The sequence below is a fragment of the Emticicia aquatilis genome (genome assembly GCF_014644295.1).
Taxonomy (GTDB): Bacteria; Bacteroidota; Bacteroidia; order Cytophagales; family Spirosomataceae; genus Emticicia; species Emticicia aquatilis.
On record NZ_BMKK01000016.1, the window covers coordinates 46138 to 66390 of the forward strand.

The window sequence follows — 20253 nt, forward strand, 5'->3', positions numbered from 1 at the left end:
CGAGGAAAGGGTTTTTAATAACGGTCCATCATATCCAAAATACCACGCACATAGCCAACCGATTCGGCCAAACCGCCTTCGGCATTTTCGGCATCTTTTTCGTATTCGATACTCATAACGCCTTGATAATTAACATCTTTGAGTGCTTTCATGAGTTTGGGAATATCAATTACACCACGCCCAATCTGGATAGATTCGCTTTTGGCAACCGTTCCATCAACATCTTTTAAGTGCATATCATACATTCGATGTCCGTATTTTTTGATGGCCTCAATCGGATTCATTCCAAGCCTAACCACGTGACCAACGTCAATACAAAGACCGATTCGTTTGTCAAGATTCACAATTTTATCATAGACAGTAGCGGGCGTAGGATACACTTCATCTCCTGGGCCATGATTATGAATCGCCAGTTTGATGTCGTTTTCTTTCACATATTTTTCAACCAATGGCAGTAAATCGTGATTAGGTACACCAATTATCATTTTCATACCAGCAGCTTTGGCGTAGCGAAAGGCATTTTTTACTTCAGCTTCATTTTTCATGTAAATCACTCCACCACCGTAGATATTCAATCCTGCTTCTTTGAATTTTGAGATTGTTGTTTGAATATCGCTATCAGTGGCATCGAGTGGAAGATGAAAGTTTTTAAGTGCTATGTCTTTGATATTAAGACGTTTACAAATATCTATGACTTGGCTGACCGAATATTTTCGTAGCGTATAAGAAGCCAAACCAATGGTGAGTTTTGGCGAAGCTGCTTTTTGTTGAAATGCTAATGCAGGAACACTCAAGGCTGTTATTCCTAAGTGTTTCAAAAAAGTTTTTCTTGAATAAGTCATCGTTAAAAAAGGTTAGGGTGAATAGATTTTTGATTATTTCCAGTCTTTCAATGGAAGAATTTTTGTCTTTGAATTTACTTTGTTTTCTTCGGGAATCAATAAAACATCGAGAGAAATACTACTATTGGCAGGTATTTTAACTTCAAAACCTACCAAAGTTGTACCCGTATTTGGGGCATCATAATCATGCGAACCTTGGGTTGACCATGTTTTCAATGTAATATTGCTCGGGCTACTCACTTTCAGTTGCAGTTTTTTGCCTTTTTGTGTGAGTTCGGCTGTTCCATCAGTATTGATTTTTACCACAGCAGGCGTGAGCATTGCCCAGCGAACAGTCGTTTCTTTTTCAGTGGCGGTTATTTCATCTTTTACCAAAACATATTTTTTGTCGATAATAGCTACACCTCGATTGACCGATGTAGCTTTGTCTTTATAAACAGCACTAATATCGGTAGTGGCCCTCAAGAAATTTAGATTTTTGGAAAAATGATTGATGCTCGCATAACCTTCAACTTTCTGAAATTCATTATCAAAAGCGAGTGTGCTGTGGGTTAAATTATTGTAGCGAAACACCTGCCAACGCTCTGAATTTTGTGCCATTCCCCAGAGTTTTACGCCTTTCGATTCAAGCGATTCGTATTCTTGCATGCCAAAATCCATCGACCAGCGTTCGCCATTGGCGTCCATCACAAACGAACCAACATCCATGTGTCCGTGATTGACTGAGGGCGAACCAGCCTTTAAACCCACATAAATTGCATCGGGCTTCGACCACGAAGTTCGCATCATGGCCACAGGATTTTTACCTTGACCAACCCAAATCATTTCTTTTGGTTCGGTTACTTTTTCTAAACTTATGTCTTTACCCCAAATCATGGTAGCGGGCAAAAGTCTATCTCGGTGCATTGATTTGTCTTTGCCTTGCAAATACTGTTTTTCAGTGAATAACAGACTTGAATTTTGGGTTTTATTGGCAAACCAAAACATGGCCGGGCTGAGTCCGCTACCATTTCCTGCATCCGAATAATTGAAATTTTTACCCGAAGAACCCACCATATTTTGCATATAGCCCGCTGTTTTCAGAAATCCTGCCGTTGCTGATAAACCAAAATCTGTATTGAAAACTCGCTGGATTGCATCTAAAAACATCACATTGAAACTTGTGCCGTAGCCCCAATAACTGTAACCTTCGGGATATGCTCCTTCGGGTTTGTAATCTTCCATCGGCAACTTGATTGACTCAATGGCTCGGTCGATTATTTGTTGGGCAAGCGTTGGGTTTTCTTCATAAATTGCCATTGCTCCGTAGGTCATACCAGCATTACAAACCTGATTCCAGTTGTGTGAGGCCTTTAGCCAACTATTATACTTTTTATCAAGCGATGGCTCAATTCCTTTTTTTAGAATTGCTTCTTTAATGATTGCTTTTGAGGAAGTGGATAAATCATCGTAAAGCCAATCGTAGCCAATCGAAACGCCCATTGTCATTTCAGCTACATCTAAAAAATGACTCGGATTCCAATCGCTGAATTGTGAAACTTTTACAAGTTCGGCTTCGGCTCTTTCTAAATATTTTTTATCTTTTATGATGCGGTAAGAATATGACAAGAAAAATACTCTTCGCAGACACTCTCGCGATTTATCCAACAATCGACGACCAATTTGAATGCGTTCGAGCGTCGGTAACGGAATAATTTTATTACTTTCATCAATGATGAGTTGATTAAGGCTTGCCCAAGTTGGGTCGGCTGCTATGTTTTTGCTGATTGCATTTTCTTCGCCTTCGAGTAATAAAATTCGAGGGTGTGAGGGCATTTTAGCATCTTTTATTTGTCCAAATACTAAATTTTGGACGATGAAGAAAAATATACCTACATAAATCTTATTAATTTTCATTTCAGTTTTTGTTTTTATAGAGATATTTTTTTGATTTCCTTAGCACTCAATGCACGATTAAAGACAGCTAATCCACCGATTTGCCCTTTGAAAAAATTACCCATTCCATTTTTAAGTAAAACTGCTCCAACCGTAAAATCAGACCCATTATTTCCTATGCCGTTAGGGAAAAAGTACGGATTCTTTGTTTGAGTTAGGCCTTTTGGATAGCCTTCAAAACCAATTGTGTTGTTAATTAACTCAGGTTCTCTTTTTTCAAAGTCACCATTTACATAAGATTTAATAAAAGTGCCATCGTAAGTAAAAGCGATACAAGTCCACACATTTGGCTGAACAACTTGCTTACTTGCCGAATAATCAATGGAGTATGGAAAAGGCGGTGTTGGTTTTCCAGAAGCTGAAATATGCCCACAAACCTGATTTTTGCCATTGTAGTGTGGTAACGAAACAAATAAGCCATATTGTCTTTTTCCACCATCTTGGTATTCGTTCCACATTCCGCCAACAAAACCAGTTTTTTCACCAGACCATTTTACCCAAGCAACAACAGTAACACCTTGATTTTGGCCATAAATATTAAGTTCTTTCGTCTCAGTATATGGCAATGATAGAAACGAATTATTGCCAAACTCCGTAGAATATCCCGATAATGGCCCTTCATTGATGCGGGGTAATGTACCATTCATTTCTTTTAATGGATATTCATTTGTTTCGTATGTTTTTCGTGGTGTCCCAGCTTCTTCTTTGAAATCCCATAATGCAACCAAACCTTTTGTTTTTGTAATTTTTAACAAAAGAGTACGGTTATTTTTTTCAGTGGTAGCTTGTCCAAAAGTGGTGAATGATAGAAAAAACAGAAAACACTTGAGGTATTTCAGAAAAATCAATACCTTTTTGAATGATTGTATTTTCATTTTACCCTTTAGGTGAAAGTTTGATGATAATATTCACTTGTCCAGTTTGATTATGTAAACGGAGCATCAATCTCGAATGACCTGTGTTCAATTTTTCGGGAGCTTTCTGTAAAGCTGATTCGACAGTAAACTCAAGGCCTTTGGGTGAAATAATCTCTGCTTCGAGTGTTTTTGAGGTAATGGTTGCGTTTCGCAAAATTGCTTTTCCACCTTTTATGAGTTCGATTGTATTGGCGGTTGTCATTCCCCAAGCTACTTCTGTGCTTTTTGATAAAGTATGACTATCTTCAATCAAGAAGTTTTTTCGACCATCGGTCAAGCTGACTTTTCTTGTACTTTTTGTCGAAAATTCTCGGTAGGCTTCGGTCAAATCGAGGCTTGCAGAAGGGGTAGCCACATTCAAATCAGTGCTGATAAATTTGGCTTTTGCCAATTCATACTGGTTTTTATTGCCCAAAAGTGGCACATTATGGCTGAAAGAATTGAGTCTGTAATATGACCAACGTTTGCCATTTACGCCCATTGTCCAATACCCATCTAAATTATAATCATCAGAGCCTAAATCTTTTGCCCAGCGAACGCCACCCGCATCGAGTTCAAAATTCCCGAGGTCAAGGTGAGAGTGATTTGAGCTGTTAATCCCTGATTTTATGCCAATCCATGAAGCGTTAGGGTCGGTCCAGCTACTTCTCAAAAAGACCAGTTCGTTAATATCTCCTTTTAGAAAGTAATCGAGTGGCGGGCTGACAGCTTCTGAATTCGGTGCTTTATACCAAGCCACATGAAATGGCGTAGCAAGAGCATTTGAACTCTTGATGTAATTATGGAGATAATTTGAAATCTGCGAGTTATTATAAACATTACTCAGAAAAAACATCGCTGCTGAGGTCGTAGCCTTACTGTTTTCGCCCGAATCGGCAAAATTCAAGATAAAATTGGTTGGGCCAGCACAAATCATTGGAACTAAACCCGATTTCGATAATCCGTCCGTTTTTTCGAGGCCGTACATATCGCCTAAAGCTGTTTGTAAGGCCGACATTCCGTAAGATAAATACTCGGTTGCATAAGACCAATAACCTGGGCCTTCGTACCAAGCTCCATCGGGAGCATAAAATTTATTCGAGAAAGCCAAGTTAGGCACAACTTTCGGAATAAAATCGCTGGCGTACGTTGGGTCAGTTTCGGCAATAGCTAAAGCACCGACGAGCAGTCCGCCATTACAAACTTGGTTCCAGTTATTATCACCATTGTGCCACCAAGCCGACTCATAAGATTTACGGTATTCAGATAATCCTTTGATTTTCAGACCGTTTCTAATTGTTTCTCGGTCTGCCTTACTCATGTCGTTGTAGAGCCAATCGTAGCCGATTGCTACACCGTTGGTCATTTCGGCCACGTCTAAAAAGTGTGAAGGATTCCAGTCCGTAAAATCACATACAGCTTTCATATTATTTACGGCAGCATCTAAATACTTTTTATCTCCTGTAAAACGATAGGCCATTGCAAGGTGCGATGTACGTTTCAATAATTCTCGACTGACATCTAATAATCTCGGCCCAATCAACACTCGGGTGAGCATTGGTTTTGTAACAATCGAATTTGCTGTGGCGATAACGGCAGTAACATATTTATCCAATACTGCATCAGTTTTGCGAGCAGCCTTCAATTCTTCAAGTTTTTGGTCGGTCAGAAATAGGCGTGGATGCTCGATTTTAAGGTTTTTGAGGTTAGCAGGAAGGTCGGCAAGTGGGGTGGTTTCGTCTTTTTTACAAGAAATTATACAAAACCAAATGGCAAGAATAGAAAAAAGTTTTTTCATAAAAGTGCAAATAAAAGCCCTTTCTGACAAAACAGAAAGGGCAGTTTTTGAGAATTTTATTACCAATTCGGGTTTTGCTTGAGATTCGGGTTCAACGAAATCTCATTCAAAGGTAATGGCCATAAATAATCTTTTGCAGGGTCAAACTTGCGGAAATTGGCTGCCGTAACTAAGATATAATTATCAGGAGTTAAGTTTACGGTAGTAGTTGTTCCGAATTCAGATTTAAAGAAGTAATTTCCTAAAACTGGCTTTGGAAGTTCAATCTCGGCCGTTTTCCAACGAATCAAATCCCAATAACGATGTCCTTCTTGTGCTAATTCAACTCGGCGTTCACGACGGAGTTCATCACGCATATTTAGTCCGTTTGTTGTTACAAAAGCATTGGTTAACTTCGCAATTTTACCTCTTGCACGAAGCGGATTAATTGCTAAATCAAGGTCGGCATCGCTGATGCTTCCATCTAATTCGTATTTTGCTTCTGCATAAGCTAAAAGTACTTCAGCATATCTCAAAATTGGTCGGTCAATCGAAGAAGCTTGCGTATTCCAGTCATCAATATTTGAAAATTTACGGAAGCAAAAACCTGTTTTTTGGAAAACCAAGACGGCAACATCGAATACTTTTTTAGTAAAAATGTATGGGTCGCCAGCTTTCATTACTGTTTGGTTCAATCTATCATCACGTCCAACAAATACATCGGTGCTTTTAACAGGAGCTTTATATAATGGCGACTTTGTGATAGGTAAACCATCCGACATCAAATAAGAATCTACCAAACTTTTGGTTGGGTTTTTATTACCATTTTCGAGTGTTCCACGGAAATAAGTATGCGTCAATACACGGTCAGTTAAGCTAACACCATATTGTTTTACAATGATATTCTCCTTGTTTTGAAGCCCTTCGCCTGCATATTGGAACAAATCGAAATAATTGGCATATAATGCGTGTTGTTTGCTATCAATAACGGCTTTTGCTGCTGCAACCGCCAAAGTTAGGTGTTTTTTATAATCACCATAGTTATGGAATTTCGAGCGTGTTCCTTCAAAAAGAGCCACACGAGCTTTGAAAGCTAATGCTCCCGTATTCGAAATTCTCCCAAAATTACCAATTCCGAGAGTTGCTATAGTTGGCAATTTTGAAGCAGCAAAATCAAGGTCTTGATAGATTTGGTCGAAAATCTTTTCTCTTGGGCTGGCTGGTTCGGTCAATTCTGGCGAAGTGTCATCTAATATTTTTAGAATCAAAGGCACATCACCGTATTTCTGAACTAAGCTATAATAGCCCCATGCACGGAAGAAACGAGCTTCGCCGATGTATCGGTCAATAACCGCTTGGCTGGTTGTGGCAGCTGCTTTTGGGCCTTTTTCGATAATATTATTGGCTGCCCTGATTAACTGATATGGAGAAGTATAGTTACCATCAGTTGAAGGAGCCAAACGAGAACCATCGCTGATATTGTTTGAAGTTAGACCAATGGCATCGTCAGACCATACATCTTCGGTATTAAAGCCGGGTATGAAAGTGTAAAGATAGTTGGTAGCCGCTATTAAGTCAGTTTCCGAACGCCAAAAAGTAGCATCGCTGATTGATGTTTCGGGCAAGCGATTGATGTCGCAAGCGGTCATGCCCAAGATGAGTAGGCACGTCGAAAGTATATATTTGAATTTTGATTTCATGATTCGCATTAATTTAATTAGTTAATCGTTGATGGTCAATAACTTATATTGACTAATTGCTTAGAAATTAAGATTGATACCAACTGAAGCTGTGGCAAAGAATGGGTAATCATTCTCAATATTATCACGTTGCTCTGGGTCGAAATATCCTTTGAAATTGCCCAATCTTGAGAATGTAAGAATATCTTGAGCCGAGAAGAATACCCTTGCTCTCGAAATCTTAACTCTGTTAGAAAGGCTTTCAGGAATTGTATAACCAATTTGAAGGTTTTTCAAACGAGCATATTGTCCATTCAACAGCCATTTGTCCGAAACACGGTAGTTGTGTGTTCCACCAGTGTAAGGGCGAGGGTACAAAGCATCAGGATTTTCTGGAGTCCAGTAATCTCTGTGAATACCTAAAGCTTGTTTCCAAGTTACCAATAGAGGGGCAATAGTTTCAGTTTCTGGTCTGAACGAACGCTTGCCTACACCTTGAATGAATGCAGTAAAATCAAATCCTTTATAATTAAAGCCAAGTGTTGTACCAAACACATAACGAGGCTGAGTAGTACCAAGATACACCAAGTCACCGAAGTCGCTGGTGTTTCCTTTTCCAACATTGATTTTTGCATCGCCGTTGAGGTCTAAATATTTCACATCACCAGCACCTGTGCGGTTATCTTGGAAAGCCCAAGCTTTAACTTCGTCGGCAGTTTGGAAATATCCATCTGTTTTGTAGCCAAAAACACTGTTCAAAGGATAACCTTCTACGATACTGTTTGTACCCGCACTAACGATGTTTCTTCCCGCAAAATTGATGAGTTTATTTTGGTTGTCAGAAAGGTTAGCTGCAATATTATATGAGAAATCTTTACCGATTTGTCCTCTATAACGTGCTTCCAATTCCCAGCCCCAAGATTTCAATTCTCCGTTATTTTTTCTTGGAGTACCGATACCAATTACAGCAGGAAGGTTTTGTGGCGTAAGCATATTACGGTTATATTTTACGTAATAGTCACCGTTGATTGTTAGTTTATTTTTGAATAAACCTAAGTCAAAACCTACGTTAGTTGTTTCGATTGTTTCCCAAGAAAGGGCTTGCGATGGAATTGAACTCTGGAAAAGGTAAGAAGCACGAGAATCTCCCAAAACCAATGCCGAACCACGACTTAACTGACTTAAATAATCGTAGTTACCAATTGTGCTACCACCTAAAGCACCACCCAAGCGTCCCCATGATGCACGAAGTTTCAACTCAGAAATAAAGTTTACATCTTTCATGAATGCCTCACGGTGTATATTCCAGCCAGCCGATGCTGATGGGAAAACTTTAATTCTTAAATCTGGAGCGAGTTTTGAGTTTTCATCACGACGGATAGTTGCTTCGAGCAAATATTTACCATCATAATTATAATTGAAACGACTGAAAACCGACTGCGAAGCATTAGTACCGATTGATTGGCTATTGGTTTTTGTTTTATCGTCGCCTAAGTTAAGCGTTGGCAAATCATTGCTCACTAAGTTTGTTGCACCAGCCACCATGTTTTCAAATCTGAAATCTTCGTAGTTATATCCTGCCAAAATTCCAAAATTGTGTTTTGCTCCAACCTTTATGTCATAATTTGCCAAAAACTGAAGGTTTGTATTATTTGTTAATTCATCAGTTAAAGTATAACTATTCACTTGGTTGATGTAACTCAATATTTTGCCTCTTCCCCAAAGTGGCACTGTACGAGCAAAGTTTGTTCTATCACCGATGCGGTACTGAGTACCAACTACTCCACGAAGTGTAAGACCTTTTACGATATTTGCGGCTTTGAGCGTTACAGTTCCATCAAAATAATCTCTTTTATAATTATTATAGCCACCTGATTCAAGTCTGGCGTACACTGTCGCAGCCGAACCAGCACCATTATATTGTCCATCAGGGGTGAAAAACGGTGTACGAGTACGTAAACGATAAATTTCGTACATTAAACCTTGTCCATTTAAACCTCCTGAAGCAGCCTCTTGCTTATCTTTTGTATAAGAAAGTCGAGTATCGATTGAGAATATTTTACTCAGTTGAGCCCCTAAATTCAAACGAACATTGTAGCGTTGATAGCCATCTGGTCCGATTTTGAAGATACCGCTTTTACCATAATAACCACCTGACAACAAAAAGTTTAGTTTTTCTGTACCACCCGAAATGCTTAGGTTTTGAGTAGTCATAGACGAATATTTTCTTAAAACTTGGTCAGTCAATGGAGTTTGGTTATAAAAAAGCCAAGTTGTCGTATCGGCAGGGTTAACCACATACGGCACACCATCTTTGATACGTTGGATATCAACATCCGAATACTCAGGACCACTTCCTGAGTTCTTACGAGCTAAGTTAGAAAACTCGGCCTCTTCTAAAAGCGACATTCTTTCAGGAACATTAATTGACCAGTCAGTGCCTTGTTGAGCTAAATAAGCAAATTTTATTTTTCCTGCTTTGGCTTTCTTTGTAGTTACCAAAATTACACCACCAGCCGCTTGAGCACCGTAAATTGCGGCAGCCGCAGCGTCTTTCAACACACTGATATTCTCAACATCATTTGGGTTGAGTGACTGAAGTGTATTGCTTGGCACAGTTACTCCATCAAGAATTACTAATGGCTCAATACTACCATTGGCAGATGATGCTCCACGAATCTGAATACCGATACCCTCACTACCTGGCTGACCATTTGAACGAGTAATAATCAAACCTGGGCTTGTTCCTTGCAAAGCATTTGCTAAGTTACTTGATGGACGATTTTCGATAGTCTTTGAGTCAATCGTCGAAACCGCACCAGTCAAGTTTACTTTCTTTTGAGTTCCATATCCAACGACTACAACTTCTTCAAGCGATTTTGCATCAGCAGTCATATTTACGCTGATAATCGTTTGGTTACCAACTTCAATCTCTTGTGTTTCATAACCCAAGAAACTAAATACTAATACCGCATTTTTGTTAGGAACTTTGATAGAATAGTCACCTTTTCCATCAGTAGTTGCTCCACGAGAAGTGCCTTTGATTGTGATACTTACTCCCGGTAATCCTTCTCCTTTTTCGGCATCGCTAACTTTTCCTGTAATCGTGATGTCAGCAGCATTTGCATAGCTACTTATCAAGCAGAGTAGAGCTAAAACAGTGTAAATAAGTCTGCTTTTTGCAGCCCTATTCATCAACTGATTGAACAGTAGATTTTTTTTCATAAAAGATTTGAGTTTGAATAAATGTTGATAAGTACTCTTTATAAGGTTGTGTGGATGTAGTTAAATCTTAAAATAATTTCTTCTTAGTTCTCAAGGCTTCGTATCTTAAAAGACCTTCTAAATAATAGTAGTCGGCATAAACAAGCGGAACATCAATTTCTGAATTACCTGGTTTATGACCCGTGCTGTGCATCAAAATAAAATGATTGTTTTTTCCAAGTTCGGCTTTAAATGCTGGTGTAGATAGTGTTTCGAGCATTTTAACGGCCGAATTATAATAAGTTTTGGCGTCTTTCCCTCCGTAAGTGCTTAGCTCCAATAATGCCGAAGCACAAATTGCTCCTGCTGAAGCATCTCGTTCTTCACCTGGTTTACTAAAATCCCAATACGGAATCATATCAGATGGCAAATTTGGATTTTTGAGATAGAAATTGGCAATATTTCGAGCAAAATCAAGGTATTTTTTGTCTTTAGTCTCACGATACATCACGGTGTATCCATAAAGACCCCAAGCTTGTCCTCTTGCCCAGGCTGACTCATCTGCTGCCCCTTGATGCGTTTTCTTCGCTAAAACTTCTCCATTTTCGCCATATAATAATACGTGGTAGCTACTAAAATCAGGGCGATAATGATTTTTCATCGTATTATCGGCGTGCGTAACACTCAAATTATAAAGTTCTTTGTCTCCTGATTCTTTAGCTGCCCAAAACAAAAACTCAAGGTTCATCATATTATCAATGATAACAGGATATTTATAGCCACCCTTGAAACTTTCCCAAGACTTAATTAAACCAACTTTAGGATTAAATCGAGTTGCCAAAGATTTTGCTCCTGTAAGCATAATATCTTTATATACAGGATTTTTTGTAAGTCGATACCCATTGCCAAACGGACAATATAGCATAAAACCTAAATCATGCGTGCGAGTATTAAATTTCTCTTTCTCAACTGCCATCGTCCATTTGTCGGCGGCATCTTTCCATTTTTGTTCATGATTAAATTGATAAATATACCAAAGCGAACCACCAAAAAATCCACTACACCACCAATCCGATTTCATATCACGAGGTTTTCCATCTGGCCATGTAGATTGCGGAAATTTCGTAAGGTCTGGGTGCGACGCAAGCATTCCTTCGTATTGTTTGGCAGCGAACTCAAATTCTTTTTTTACATCAAGTTTCGACTGACCAAATGATGTGAAAGACAAGAGCAATAGTAATGAGAAATAATACTTTTTAAGGTAGATTTTAATCATTTGTTTGAAAGTTAGATTTATTAGAAAAATACAATAAATAAATATTTTTTTATTTATCACTTTAAGTCAATTTAATTATCTATTCATAAATAGATTTGAGTAATTTTTATAAATATATAGTGCGATTATTAATTATCAAAGAAAAAATTGAAGAATAATCGTTTATTATTTTACTGTTTTTTGCAAACGTAACCGCAAACGTAACCGCAAACGTTTGCATATATTTTAATTTTTATAATATCTCTTTAAAAATTTATATTAACTTCGCTTGTCAAATTTTTTATTTATTTTTGATTGTCTAAGTCTATCGCTTTAAATATTGTAAAAGTTATATTTTATGCACCGCAGAACCCCAGTTACGATTAAAGATATAGCACAAACCCTCAACATATCGGTATCAACGGTTTCGAGGGCATTGCGTGGTATGCCCGAAATTCATCCAGATACCAAAAACGCCATTCTTAAATTGGCCGAAGAAATGGACTATCAGCCCAATCAACTTGCCAAGAATTTGGTAGGAAACAGTACCAAGACAATCGGGGTAATTGTGCCATCATTGAGTTATTATTTCTTTGCTTCAATGCTCAATAGTATCGAGGAGGCAGCCATGCAAGCGGGGTATAGTGTAATGGTTTGCCAAACCAACGAATCTTATCTGAGAGAATTAGCCCAGATTCAAAATATGCTCAACTCCCAAGTAGAGGGTTTTATTATTTCATTGGCTCGTGATTCGCTCGACTATGAGCATATTAATAGGTTAATCAAAAAGCAAATTCCATTGGTTTTGTTTGATAGATATACTGATAAAATCGAAAGTTCAAAAGTAATAGTCGATAACAAACAAGCGGCTTTTAAAGCAACTGTACACATGATTGAAAAAGGGTGCCGTCGTTTAGCTTGTTTGGCTGGGCCTCCGCATCTCGAAATCAGTAACCAACGTTTAGATGGGTTTCGGGAAGCTATCTTGACAAATGGCCTACAATATGAAGAACAGTACGTAAGCCACAGTGATTTTACGCAGGAAAACACCATCATACAAGCCAATAATATGATGAGTCAAAGCAATCCACCCGACGGAATTTTGACGATGAGCGATAATATTGCCTTTTCTACAATGTATGCTCTCAAACAACGTGGCTTACGAATACCTGAAGATGTGGCTATGGTTAGTTTTAATAACGAACCTACGTGCTTATACCTTACTCCATCGCTTACAAGTATTAGTCAACCGATTCGAGAAATGGGAACTCAGGCTGTCAGGTTATTACTCAAACAACTCGAAGCCGATAAGATTGAACCCGAAACGGTTGTTCTTGATACACAATTAGTCATCAGAGAATCATCTTTAAGATAAAATCATTAATTTTAGGAAAAATAATAGCCCAAAAGTGAAATATTTAAAGCAAGGGATTCTTACAAGCTATCAAAATTTAGGAAAAAATGGACTTCGACATTTGGGTGTAAACCCAAGTGGAGCAATGGACAGACTTTCGGCAAGAATACTCAACATTGCTTTACAAAATACCGAAGACCAACCAGTGTTGGAAATGCACTTTCCTGCTCCTGAAATATTATTTGAAGAAGATTGTACCATAATCATTGGCGGAGCCGATTTCTCGCCGACCATCAATAATAAACCTATAGAAAATTGGAAAACAATTTTGGTTAAAACAGATAGTGTACTTAGATTTAAGAAATTAATTGTTGGCAGTCGGGCATATTTGGCAGTAAAGGAGGGAAATTGTAATTTTTTGCCGTATGTAGGACAGGTTTGCAACCTGTCTCAAAAAAAAACAATCCGTTTCACCGAAGGCAACGAGTTTGATTTACTGACCGAAATAAGTAAGCAAGCGTTTGAAAATCAAGTATTTACAGTCTCCAATGCTTCAAACCGAATGGGGTATCGAATGAATGCTGAAACTTTGGAAGTAAACGCTAAAAAAGAATTGGTCAGCTCGGCCGTAGATTTTGGAACAATGCAGCTTTTGCCAAGTGGACAAATAATAGTTTTAATGGCCGACCATCAAACCAGCGGTGGATACCCACGATTGGGCAATATTGTGTCGGTTGATTTACCAAAATTGGCTCAATGTAATGTAAATGATAGTATATTATTTAAAAAGATTTCGATTCAGGAAGCAGAAGACTTACTGATTCAGCAAGAACTCGAACTTCAAAAACTAAAAGCAAGCATCAGATTTTTCAATGATAAACAAAAAAATTGACCTCAACTGCGACATGGGCGAAGCATTCGGTGCTTGGCCAATGGGAAACGATAGTGCTTTAATGGAATTGATTTCGTCGGCTAATGTTGCTTGTGGTTTTCATGCGGGCGATGCCACCATCATGCGGAAAACGGCTCAATTGGCTATCGAAAAAAATGTTGCTGTTGGAGCTCATCCTGCTTTTCCAGATTTACAAGGTTTTGGTCGTCGAAATATGCAGCTTTCACCGCAAGAGGTCTATGATATTTGCGTGTATCAGATTGGGGCGATGTTCGGTACAGTAAGAGCATTAGGTGGTAAACTTCACCACGTAAAACCGCATGGGGCTTTATACAATATGGCTGCTAAAGATGCTGCATTAGCCAAAGCAATTGCCCAAGCAACAAAAGCTATTCATCCAGATTTGATTTTGTATGGTTTATCAGGCAGTCATTTAATTACAGAGGCCGAAAAAATCGGTTTACGCACCGCATCTGAAGTTTTTGCCGACCGCACCTATCAAAACGATGGGAATCTAACTCCTCGTACACAAGCTAATGCTATGATTGAAAGCTCACAAGAAGCTGTCAATCAAGTAATGATGATGATTGAAAAACAAGTTGTTATATCTACTGAAGGCAGAGAAGTCGGGCTAAAAGCTGATACCGTCTGTATTCATGGAGATGGAATACACGCTGTTGAGTTTGCGAGAGAATTGAGAAATACTCTGTTAGGTAGGAATATTTTTATCGAAACTATCAAATAGACCATGTTACTTCCTGAAAATATATCTCATCTTTTTTCTGTAATTTTTATTGCAAGCCTCATCCGCTATTTCGTTATTGCAGGATTGGCTTTTTTGATATATTACATTGGTTTGAAAAACAAAGTATCCTACAAGAAAATACAGTTAAAATTCCCTAAAGCCACTGATTATCAACGTGAAATACTTTATTCTTTACTAACTTTTTTGATTTTTGGAATAGTCGGTGTTTTACTCTACAATCCAAGTGTAAGGCCATATACCTTAACTTATTACAAGATTTCTGACTACGGTTGGCCTTATTTTATATTCTCCTTTTTCCTGACACTACTCATTCATGATACTTATTTTTATTGGATGCACCGACTGATGCACCATCCGAAACTATTTAAGTATTTTCATAAAGTCCATCATCAATCAACCAATCCCAGTCCGTGGACTTCATTTTCATTTCAACCACTCGAAGGCTTTGTTGAAGCAGGAATTTTTGTCGTTTTCGCTTTTGTGCTACCTTTGCACCCAATCATCATGCTTTCATTCCTCATTTTTATGACTGCTTACAATGTTTATGGGCATTTAGGCTGGGAATGGCTTCCGAAAGATGGACATAAACATTGGTTTTGGAAATGGCTCAACAGCTCGTTGATGCACAATCAGCACCATCATTATTTCAAAAATAACTACGGCCTATATTTTAGTTTTTGGGATAGAGCGATGGGAACTTTAGATAAAAATTACGAAAGAGAATTTATAGCATTAAAAGAAAGACCTAAACCATAAGTTTGAAACACATTAACCCTAAACTGCTATGTTTGAAAAAAACCAAAAGAAAGTACTGAATGCTTGGACAATGTATGACTGGGCAAATTCGGTGCATAACCTCGTGATAACGACTGTTGTTTTTCCGATGTACTTTTTGGCAACTACTTCCGAAAAAGATGCCAATGGTAAAGTCATTAATGATATTGTTGATTTCTTCGGAATTCAAATTCAAAACTCGGTTTTGTATTCATACACAATTTCAGCTGCTACACTCTTGCTGGTTATTCTCAATCCAATTCTTACACCATTGGCCGATTCAAGCGGACGACGTAAATTTTTCATGAAAATTTTCTGCTATCTCGGTGCAGCAAGTTGTGCATATTTTTACTTTTTTACGAGAGGGAATGTAAATCCTGCTGTTATTGCATTCGGACTTTCAATTGTTGGTTGGGGTGGAAGTATCGTTTTCTATAATTCATTTTTACCAGTAATTGCCACCGAAGACCGTTTCGACAACCTAAGTGCAAAAGGTTTCACTATGGGCTATATTGGCAGCGTTATTTTACTGATAGTAAACCTTTTGATGATAATGCAGCCAACATTATTTGGCCTAACTCAGGCCGATTCTGATTCTGGATTTACGGCCCGAATTTCATTCCTTACCGTTGGACTTTGGTGGGCTTTGTTTGCTCAAATACCATTTTATTATCTGCCAAAAGACGAGCCAAAATCTTTTAAAACTGGGCGTTTAACGACAGGCGTTCAAGAATTAGTGAAGGTGCTTAAAGAAGTCAGAAAGAATAAACTTATAACGAAGTTTTTGATGGCGTTCTTATTTTACGACATGGGAGTAATGACAGTTATTTATGTAGCTACAATTTTCGCTGATAAAGAGCTTCACATCGAAAAACAAGGCCTTATCATCACACTTCTGCTAATTCAGTTGATTGCAATTCCTGGTTCATACTTAGCATCTTGGCTATCCAGCAAGTTTGGTAATACAAAAGGTCTTTTGGTATTTATTTTCATTTGGTCGTTCATGCCTTTGGCAGCCTATTTTACAACTACTCAAAACGAATTTTATGTAATTGCGGCCATTGTTGGCTTGGTTATGGGCGGAATCCAATCGCTTTCACGCTCAACATTTGCCAAACTTATTCCAGATGATACCACAGATACGGCCTCGTATTTTGGTTTTTATGATATTGTAGAAAAAGTCGCTATTACACTCGGAACGCTGATTTTTGGTTTTGTCGGACAAATAACTGGTAATATGCGAAACTCAGTCTTAACAATATTGGTGTTTTTTATTGTAGGTTTTTTACTTTTAATGAGAGTACCATCAAAGAAAGTTTATCACTAAAAATTGCTACAAAAGAGATTTAGGTATATATTTGTGATACAATTTTTGCAGTACAGTTATAATAGTATCAGAATATTTGATATTTATTAAGAATATCAAAAAATTTAGATTAATTATGTACTACTAACTTATTCAAAAACAGGATGTTAGCTCAGTTGGTTTAGAGTGTCGCCTCGACAAGGCGAAGGTCATCGGTTCGAGCCCGATACGTCCTACTTTTTCTCTTTATGAAAGTTCTTTATGACCACCAATCGTTTTCGGGTGCAAAATACGGCGGAGTAGCAAGATATTTCTATGACTTGATGTATAATCTAAAATACGAACAAGGAGTAGATGTTGAGTTAGCCCTCAAGTTCTCGAACAATGATTATCTAAAAAACGGTGACATAAAGCATGTGGCTCCTTTCAGCTTTTTCTTAGGATATGCCAAAACTAATATGCTTTTTTCGCATATAAATCGACTGAATAGTGCTATCCAAATTGCTCGACAGAATTATGACGTTTTTCACCCGACTTATTTCAAAGATTATTTCTTGCCATTTCTCGGAAAAAAACCTTTTGTACTTACCCACCACGACGTAATTCCCGAAAAATTTTCTACCCAATATGCCGCTTTAGATGGTTTTGATAAAAATCAGAAAAAGAAAATCTTGGATAAATCCTCAAAAATAATTGCGGTTTCAGAAAATACAAAGCAGGATATTTTGGATATTTTCAATATCGCTCCCGAAAAAGTTGAAGTAATTTATCACTCTACGCATTTCGCAACTTTTCAGCCAAATCCAGAAGTCAAGATTTCGACACCGAAAAGATATTTACTCTATGTCGGAAATCGAGATAACTATAAAAACTTTGATGTTTATGTAGAGGCAATCGCCCCAATTCTCCAAAAACAAGATGATTTGTATCTAATTTGTGCAGGAAATGGTAGTTTTTCATCTACTGAACAACAATTGTTTTCAAGATTAAAAGTTGAAAAGCAAATCCTTCATCATGGAATTGATAGCGACGATGTGCTTTATCAGTTATATAAAAATGCTACAGTTTTTGTTTATCCATCTTTGTACGAAGGTTTTGGCATACCAGTTATTGAAGCTTTTGCATGCGATTGCCCCGTTATTCTAAGCGACCGTTCATGTTTTCCAGAAGTTGGTCAAGATGCTGCTTTATATTTTAACCCAGACGACAAGGAAAATATCGCTTTCCAAATTGAAAAAGTTTTAGATAATGCTGCCCTCCGCACCGAATTAATTCAAAAAGGCAAAATACGTTTACAAGATTTTTCGCCAACCATCACGGCTCAAAAAACACTTGATGTATATAAAAGTGTTTTATAGTTAATTTTACCCTTCATCGTTTATAAAAGGCCATTCGATGGCCTAAATTCTTTTAAGTATGAGAATTATTATTTGTGATATATATGTTAGGTTAGTTGGACATAATTTGGGTCATATTCAAAACATACTACGATTTTTAGAGAAAAACCCATCGAATGATGAATACATATTTCTGTTAAATCCAGATGCACAAACAATTCCTTCAGTAAAAACGACTGCTCTGAACGTGAAGATAATTTTCTTCACCGAAGAAGAGTTTGCTCCATTCAATTCGGGTATGAGTATCATAAAATCTACTCAGATAATTTGGAAACACATTAGTCGTTATGCCACTGAATATCAAGCGAATAAAGTGATAATGATGATGCTTGATATGTTTCAACATACCATCGGAAGTAGCCGTTTTCCTTGCCAACTCACTGGAATTATGTTTAATCCATATCCACGAGTAATTGCCCAAGACTCTACACTACGAGCCAAACAGAAATCAACCATAACAAAGGCCCGCAAATTATTCACAACATGGTGGATGTGTCGGAATACGCAATTAAAAAAGGTTTTTATATTTAATGATAGAGAAACTATCAAAAATATGAATGAAACACTTGGAACAAAGGTTTTTACGTATTTGCCTGACCCTGTGTATGACTACCCAACTCGTGAAGGGTTGATTATCAGAGAAAAATATAAAATTGCTACTCACAAAAAGATTCTTTTAGCCTTTGGTTTTATTGATGCCAAAAAGAATGTTGTAAACTTATTGAAAGCTTTACAACAACTGAGTGCAGAAGATGCAGCAAATATTTGCTTGCTGGTAGTGGGAAAAATTCACGGAGAGCATCAAGCAACATTAATGGAAGCTTTTGAAGAAGCCAAGAAAACTCGCCCCGAACTCCAAATTGAGTTTGAAAGCAGATTTGTTGATGATGATGAAATGGAGGCTTATGTTGGGCAGAGCGATATAGTTTCGGTTGCTTATATCAATTTCTTTTCATCGAGTGGTGTTATTGGTTTGGCGGCAAGGCATAACAAACCAGTTTTGGCCACAAAATTTGGTGTTGTAGGCGACCTCACTCGTGAGTATAATTTAGGAATAACGGTTGATGGATTTAATCCTGAGGAAATCAAACAAGCAGTTTTGACCTTCTTGAAAACGAAAAACGCTTACCCCGAAAGAGCAAGCGTTTTTGTACAAAATCATAGTAGTGACAATTTTATTAAGACCCTACTTGAGTTGAATTAAGCTAATTCAACTTCTTTGGCTGCTTGTTCAGCAATCCAATGATATGTTTTGGTGATTCCTTCTCTCAATGAGTGAGATGGAGCCCAACCCAATTTTTCTTGAATCAAGGCATTATCAGAATTTCTTCCACGAACACCTTCTGGTCCAGGGATATTCTTGATAGTAATTTTTTTGCCAGAAATTTCAGCAATTAATTTTGCGAAATCATTGATTGAAATCATTTCTTCCGAACCAATATTTACTGGACCAGAGAAATCAGATTCCATTAAACGACGTACTCCTTCAACACATTCTTCTACGTACAAGAACGAACGAGTTTGCTTTCCATCACCCCAAATTTCGATAGTTCCGCCATCTTCTGCTTCAATTACTTTACGGCAGATTGCAGCTGGAGCTTTCTCACGTCCACCTTTCCAAGTGCCTTGAGGCCCGAAGATATTATGGAAACGAGCCACTTTTACAGTGATACCCAAGTTACGTTGGTAAGTTAAGTATAAACGCTCACTAAATAATTTCTCCCAACCATATTCGCTATCTGGAGCAGCAGGATAGGCCGATTCTTCAGAACATTTAGGATTATCAGGGTCAAGTTGATTATACTCAGGATACATACAAGCCGATGAAGAATAGAATATTTTCTTTACGCCAGCTTGTTGTGCTGCGTGTAACATATTTAGGTTACAAAGAGCCGAATTATGCATTACGGCAGCGTCATTCTCACCTGTAAAAATATATCCAGCACCACCCATATCAGCAGCCAATTGATATACCTCATCAAAACCACCTTCAACCACTTGACGGCAGATAACTGGGTCTGTTAAGTCACCAATTACAAACTCATCAGCATTTCCGTTACCATACTCATTATATTTCAAATCAACGCCTCTTACCCAGTACCCCTCACTTTTTAAGCGGTTTACTAAATGGCCTCCAATAAAACCACCTGCACCACATACTAATGCTCTTTTCATA

At 37.9% G+C, this 20253-nt stretch carries 15 protein-coding genes and 1 tRNA gene; 8 read left to right on the forward strand and 8 right to left on the reverse strand.

What is annotated here, in order from left to right; all coding sequences use genetic code 11:
• Nucleotides 1-14: 14 nt before the first annotated feature.
• The 7 genes from IEX65_RS25535 to IEX65_RS25565 form a co-directional block, all read right to left on the reverse strand.
• Entirely contained in the window at nucleotides 15-842 is an 828-nt protein-coding gene (locus IEX65_RS25535; RefSeq protein WP_188770780.1) for a sugar phosphate isomerase/epimerase family protein, read from the reverse strand.
• Between the two features lie 33 nt (nucleotides 843-875).
• Nucleotides 876-2738: a heparinase II/III domain-containing protein gene (locus IEX65_RS25540; RefSeq protein WP_188770782.1), complete on the reverse strand. Its 1863-nt coding sequence runs from the start codon at nucleotides 2736-2738 to the stop codon at nucleotides 876-878.
• Between the two features lie 14 nt (nucleotides 2739-2752).
• Nucleotides 2753-3652 (reverse strand): LamG domain-containing protein, encoded by a 900-nt coding sequence (locus tag IEX65_RS25545; protein WP_188770784.1) that lies wholly within the window; start codon nucleotides 3650-3652, stop codon nucleotides 2753-2755.
• A gap of 1 nt (nucleotide 3653) precedes the next feature.
• Complete coding sequence (locus IEX65_RS25550; protein ID WP_188770786.1) at nucleotides 3654-5471, reverse strand: DUF4962 domain-containing protein; 1818 nt, start codon at nucleotides 5469-5471, stop codon at nucleotides 3654-3656.
• 59 nt (nucleotides 5472-5530) lie between these two features.
• Complete coding sequence (locus IEX65_RS25555; protein WP_188770788.1) at nucleotides 5531-7150, reverse strand: RagB/SusD family nutrient uptake outer membrane protein; 1620 nt, start codon at nucleotides 7148-7150, stop codon at nucleotides 5531-5533.
• Nucleotides 7151-7210: 60 nt separating this feature from the next.
• Entirely contained in the window at nucleotides 7211-10354 is a 3144-nt protein-coding gene (locus IEX65_RS25560) for a SusC/RagA family TonB-linked outer membrane protein (RefSeq protein ID WP_188770792.1), read from the reverse strand.
• 67 nt (nucleotides 10355-10421) lie between these two features.
• Nucleotides 10422-11609, reverse strand: a complete 1188-nt coding sequence (locus IEX65_RS25565) for a glycoside hydrolase family protein (protein ID WP_188770794.1) — start codon at nucleotides 11607-11609, stop codon at nucleotides 10422-10424.
• 337 nt (nucleotides 11610-11946) lie between these two features.
• Between IEX65_RS25565 and IEX65_RS25570 the strand changes: the two genes are divergently transcribed.
• The 8 genes from IEX65_RS25570 to IEX65_RS25605 all read left to right on the forward strand — a co-directional run bounded on the left by IEX65_RS25570 (nucleotide 11947) and on the right by IEX65_RS25605 (nucleotide 19281).
• Nucleotides 11947-12963, forward strand: a complete 1017-nt coding sequence (locus tag IEX65_RS25570) for a LacI family DNA-binding transcriptional regulator (protein WP_188770796.1) — start codon at nucleotides 11947-11949, stop codon at nucleotides 12961-12963.
• A 34-nt stretch (nucleotides 12964-12997) separates the two neighbouring features.
• Nucleotides 12998-13834 carry a 5-oxoprolinase subunit C family protein gene (locus IEX65_RS25575; protein ID WP_188770798.1) on the forward strand — a complete coding sequence of 279 codons (837 nt, stop codon included), beginning with the start codon at nucleotides 12998-13000 and terminating at the stop codon, nucleotides 13832-13834.
• Nucleotides 13815-14579 (forward strand): LamB/YcsF family protein, encoded by a 765-nt coding sequence (locus IEX65_RS25580; RefSeq protein WP_188770803.1) that lies wholly within the window; start codon nucleotides 13815-13817, stop codon nucleotides 14577-14579. The genes IEX65_RS25575 and IEX65_RS25580 overlap by 20 nt, the downstream gene beginning before the upstream one ends.
• Before the next feature lie 3 nt (nucleotides 14580-14582).
• Nucleotides 14583-15356, forward strand: coding sequence for a sterol desaturase family protein (locus IEX65_RS25585; RefSeq protein WP_188770805.1), 774 nt, complete (start codon nucleotides 14583-14585; stop codon nucleotides 15354-15356).
• Nucleotides 15357-15384: 28 nt separating this feature from the next.
• Complete coding sequence (locus IEX65_RS25590; RefSeq protein ID WP_188770807.1) at nucleotides 15385-16701, forward strand: MFS transporter; 1317 nt, start codon at nucleotides 15385-15387, stop codon at nucleotides 16699-16701.
• 140 nt (nucleotides 16702-16841) lie between these two features.
• Nucleotides 16842-16916 (forward strand) — tRNA-Val (locus tag IEX65_RS25595).
• A 12-nt stretch (nucleotides 16917-16928) separates the two neighbouring features.
• Complete coding sequence (locus tag IEX65_RS25600) at nucleotides 16929-18038, forward strand: glycosyltransferase family 4 protein (protein WP_188770809.1); 1110 nt, start codon at nucleotides 16929-16931, stop codon at nucleotides 18036-18038.
• Between the two features lie 58 nt (nucleotides 18039-18096).
• Nucleotides 18097-19281: a glycosyltransferase gene (locus tag IEX65_RS25605; RefSeq protein WP_188770811.1), complete on the forward strand. Its 1185-nt coding sequence runs from the start codon at nucleotides 18097-18099 to the stop codon at nucleotides 19279-19281.
• Here the strand turns inward: IEX65_RS25605 and IEX65_RS25610 are convergent.
• Nucleotides 19278-20252: an NAD-dependent epimerase/dehydratase family protein gene (locus IEX65_RS25610; RefSeq protein WP_188770813.1), complete on the reverse strand. Its 975-nt coding sequence runs from the start codon at nucleotides 20250-20252 to the stop codon at nucleotides 19278-19280. The two genes, IEX65_RS25605 and IEX65_RS25610, sit on opposite strands and share 4 nt — an antisense overlap.
• Nucleotide 20253 lies beyond the last annotated feature (1 nt).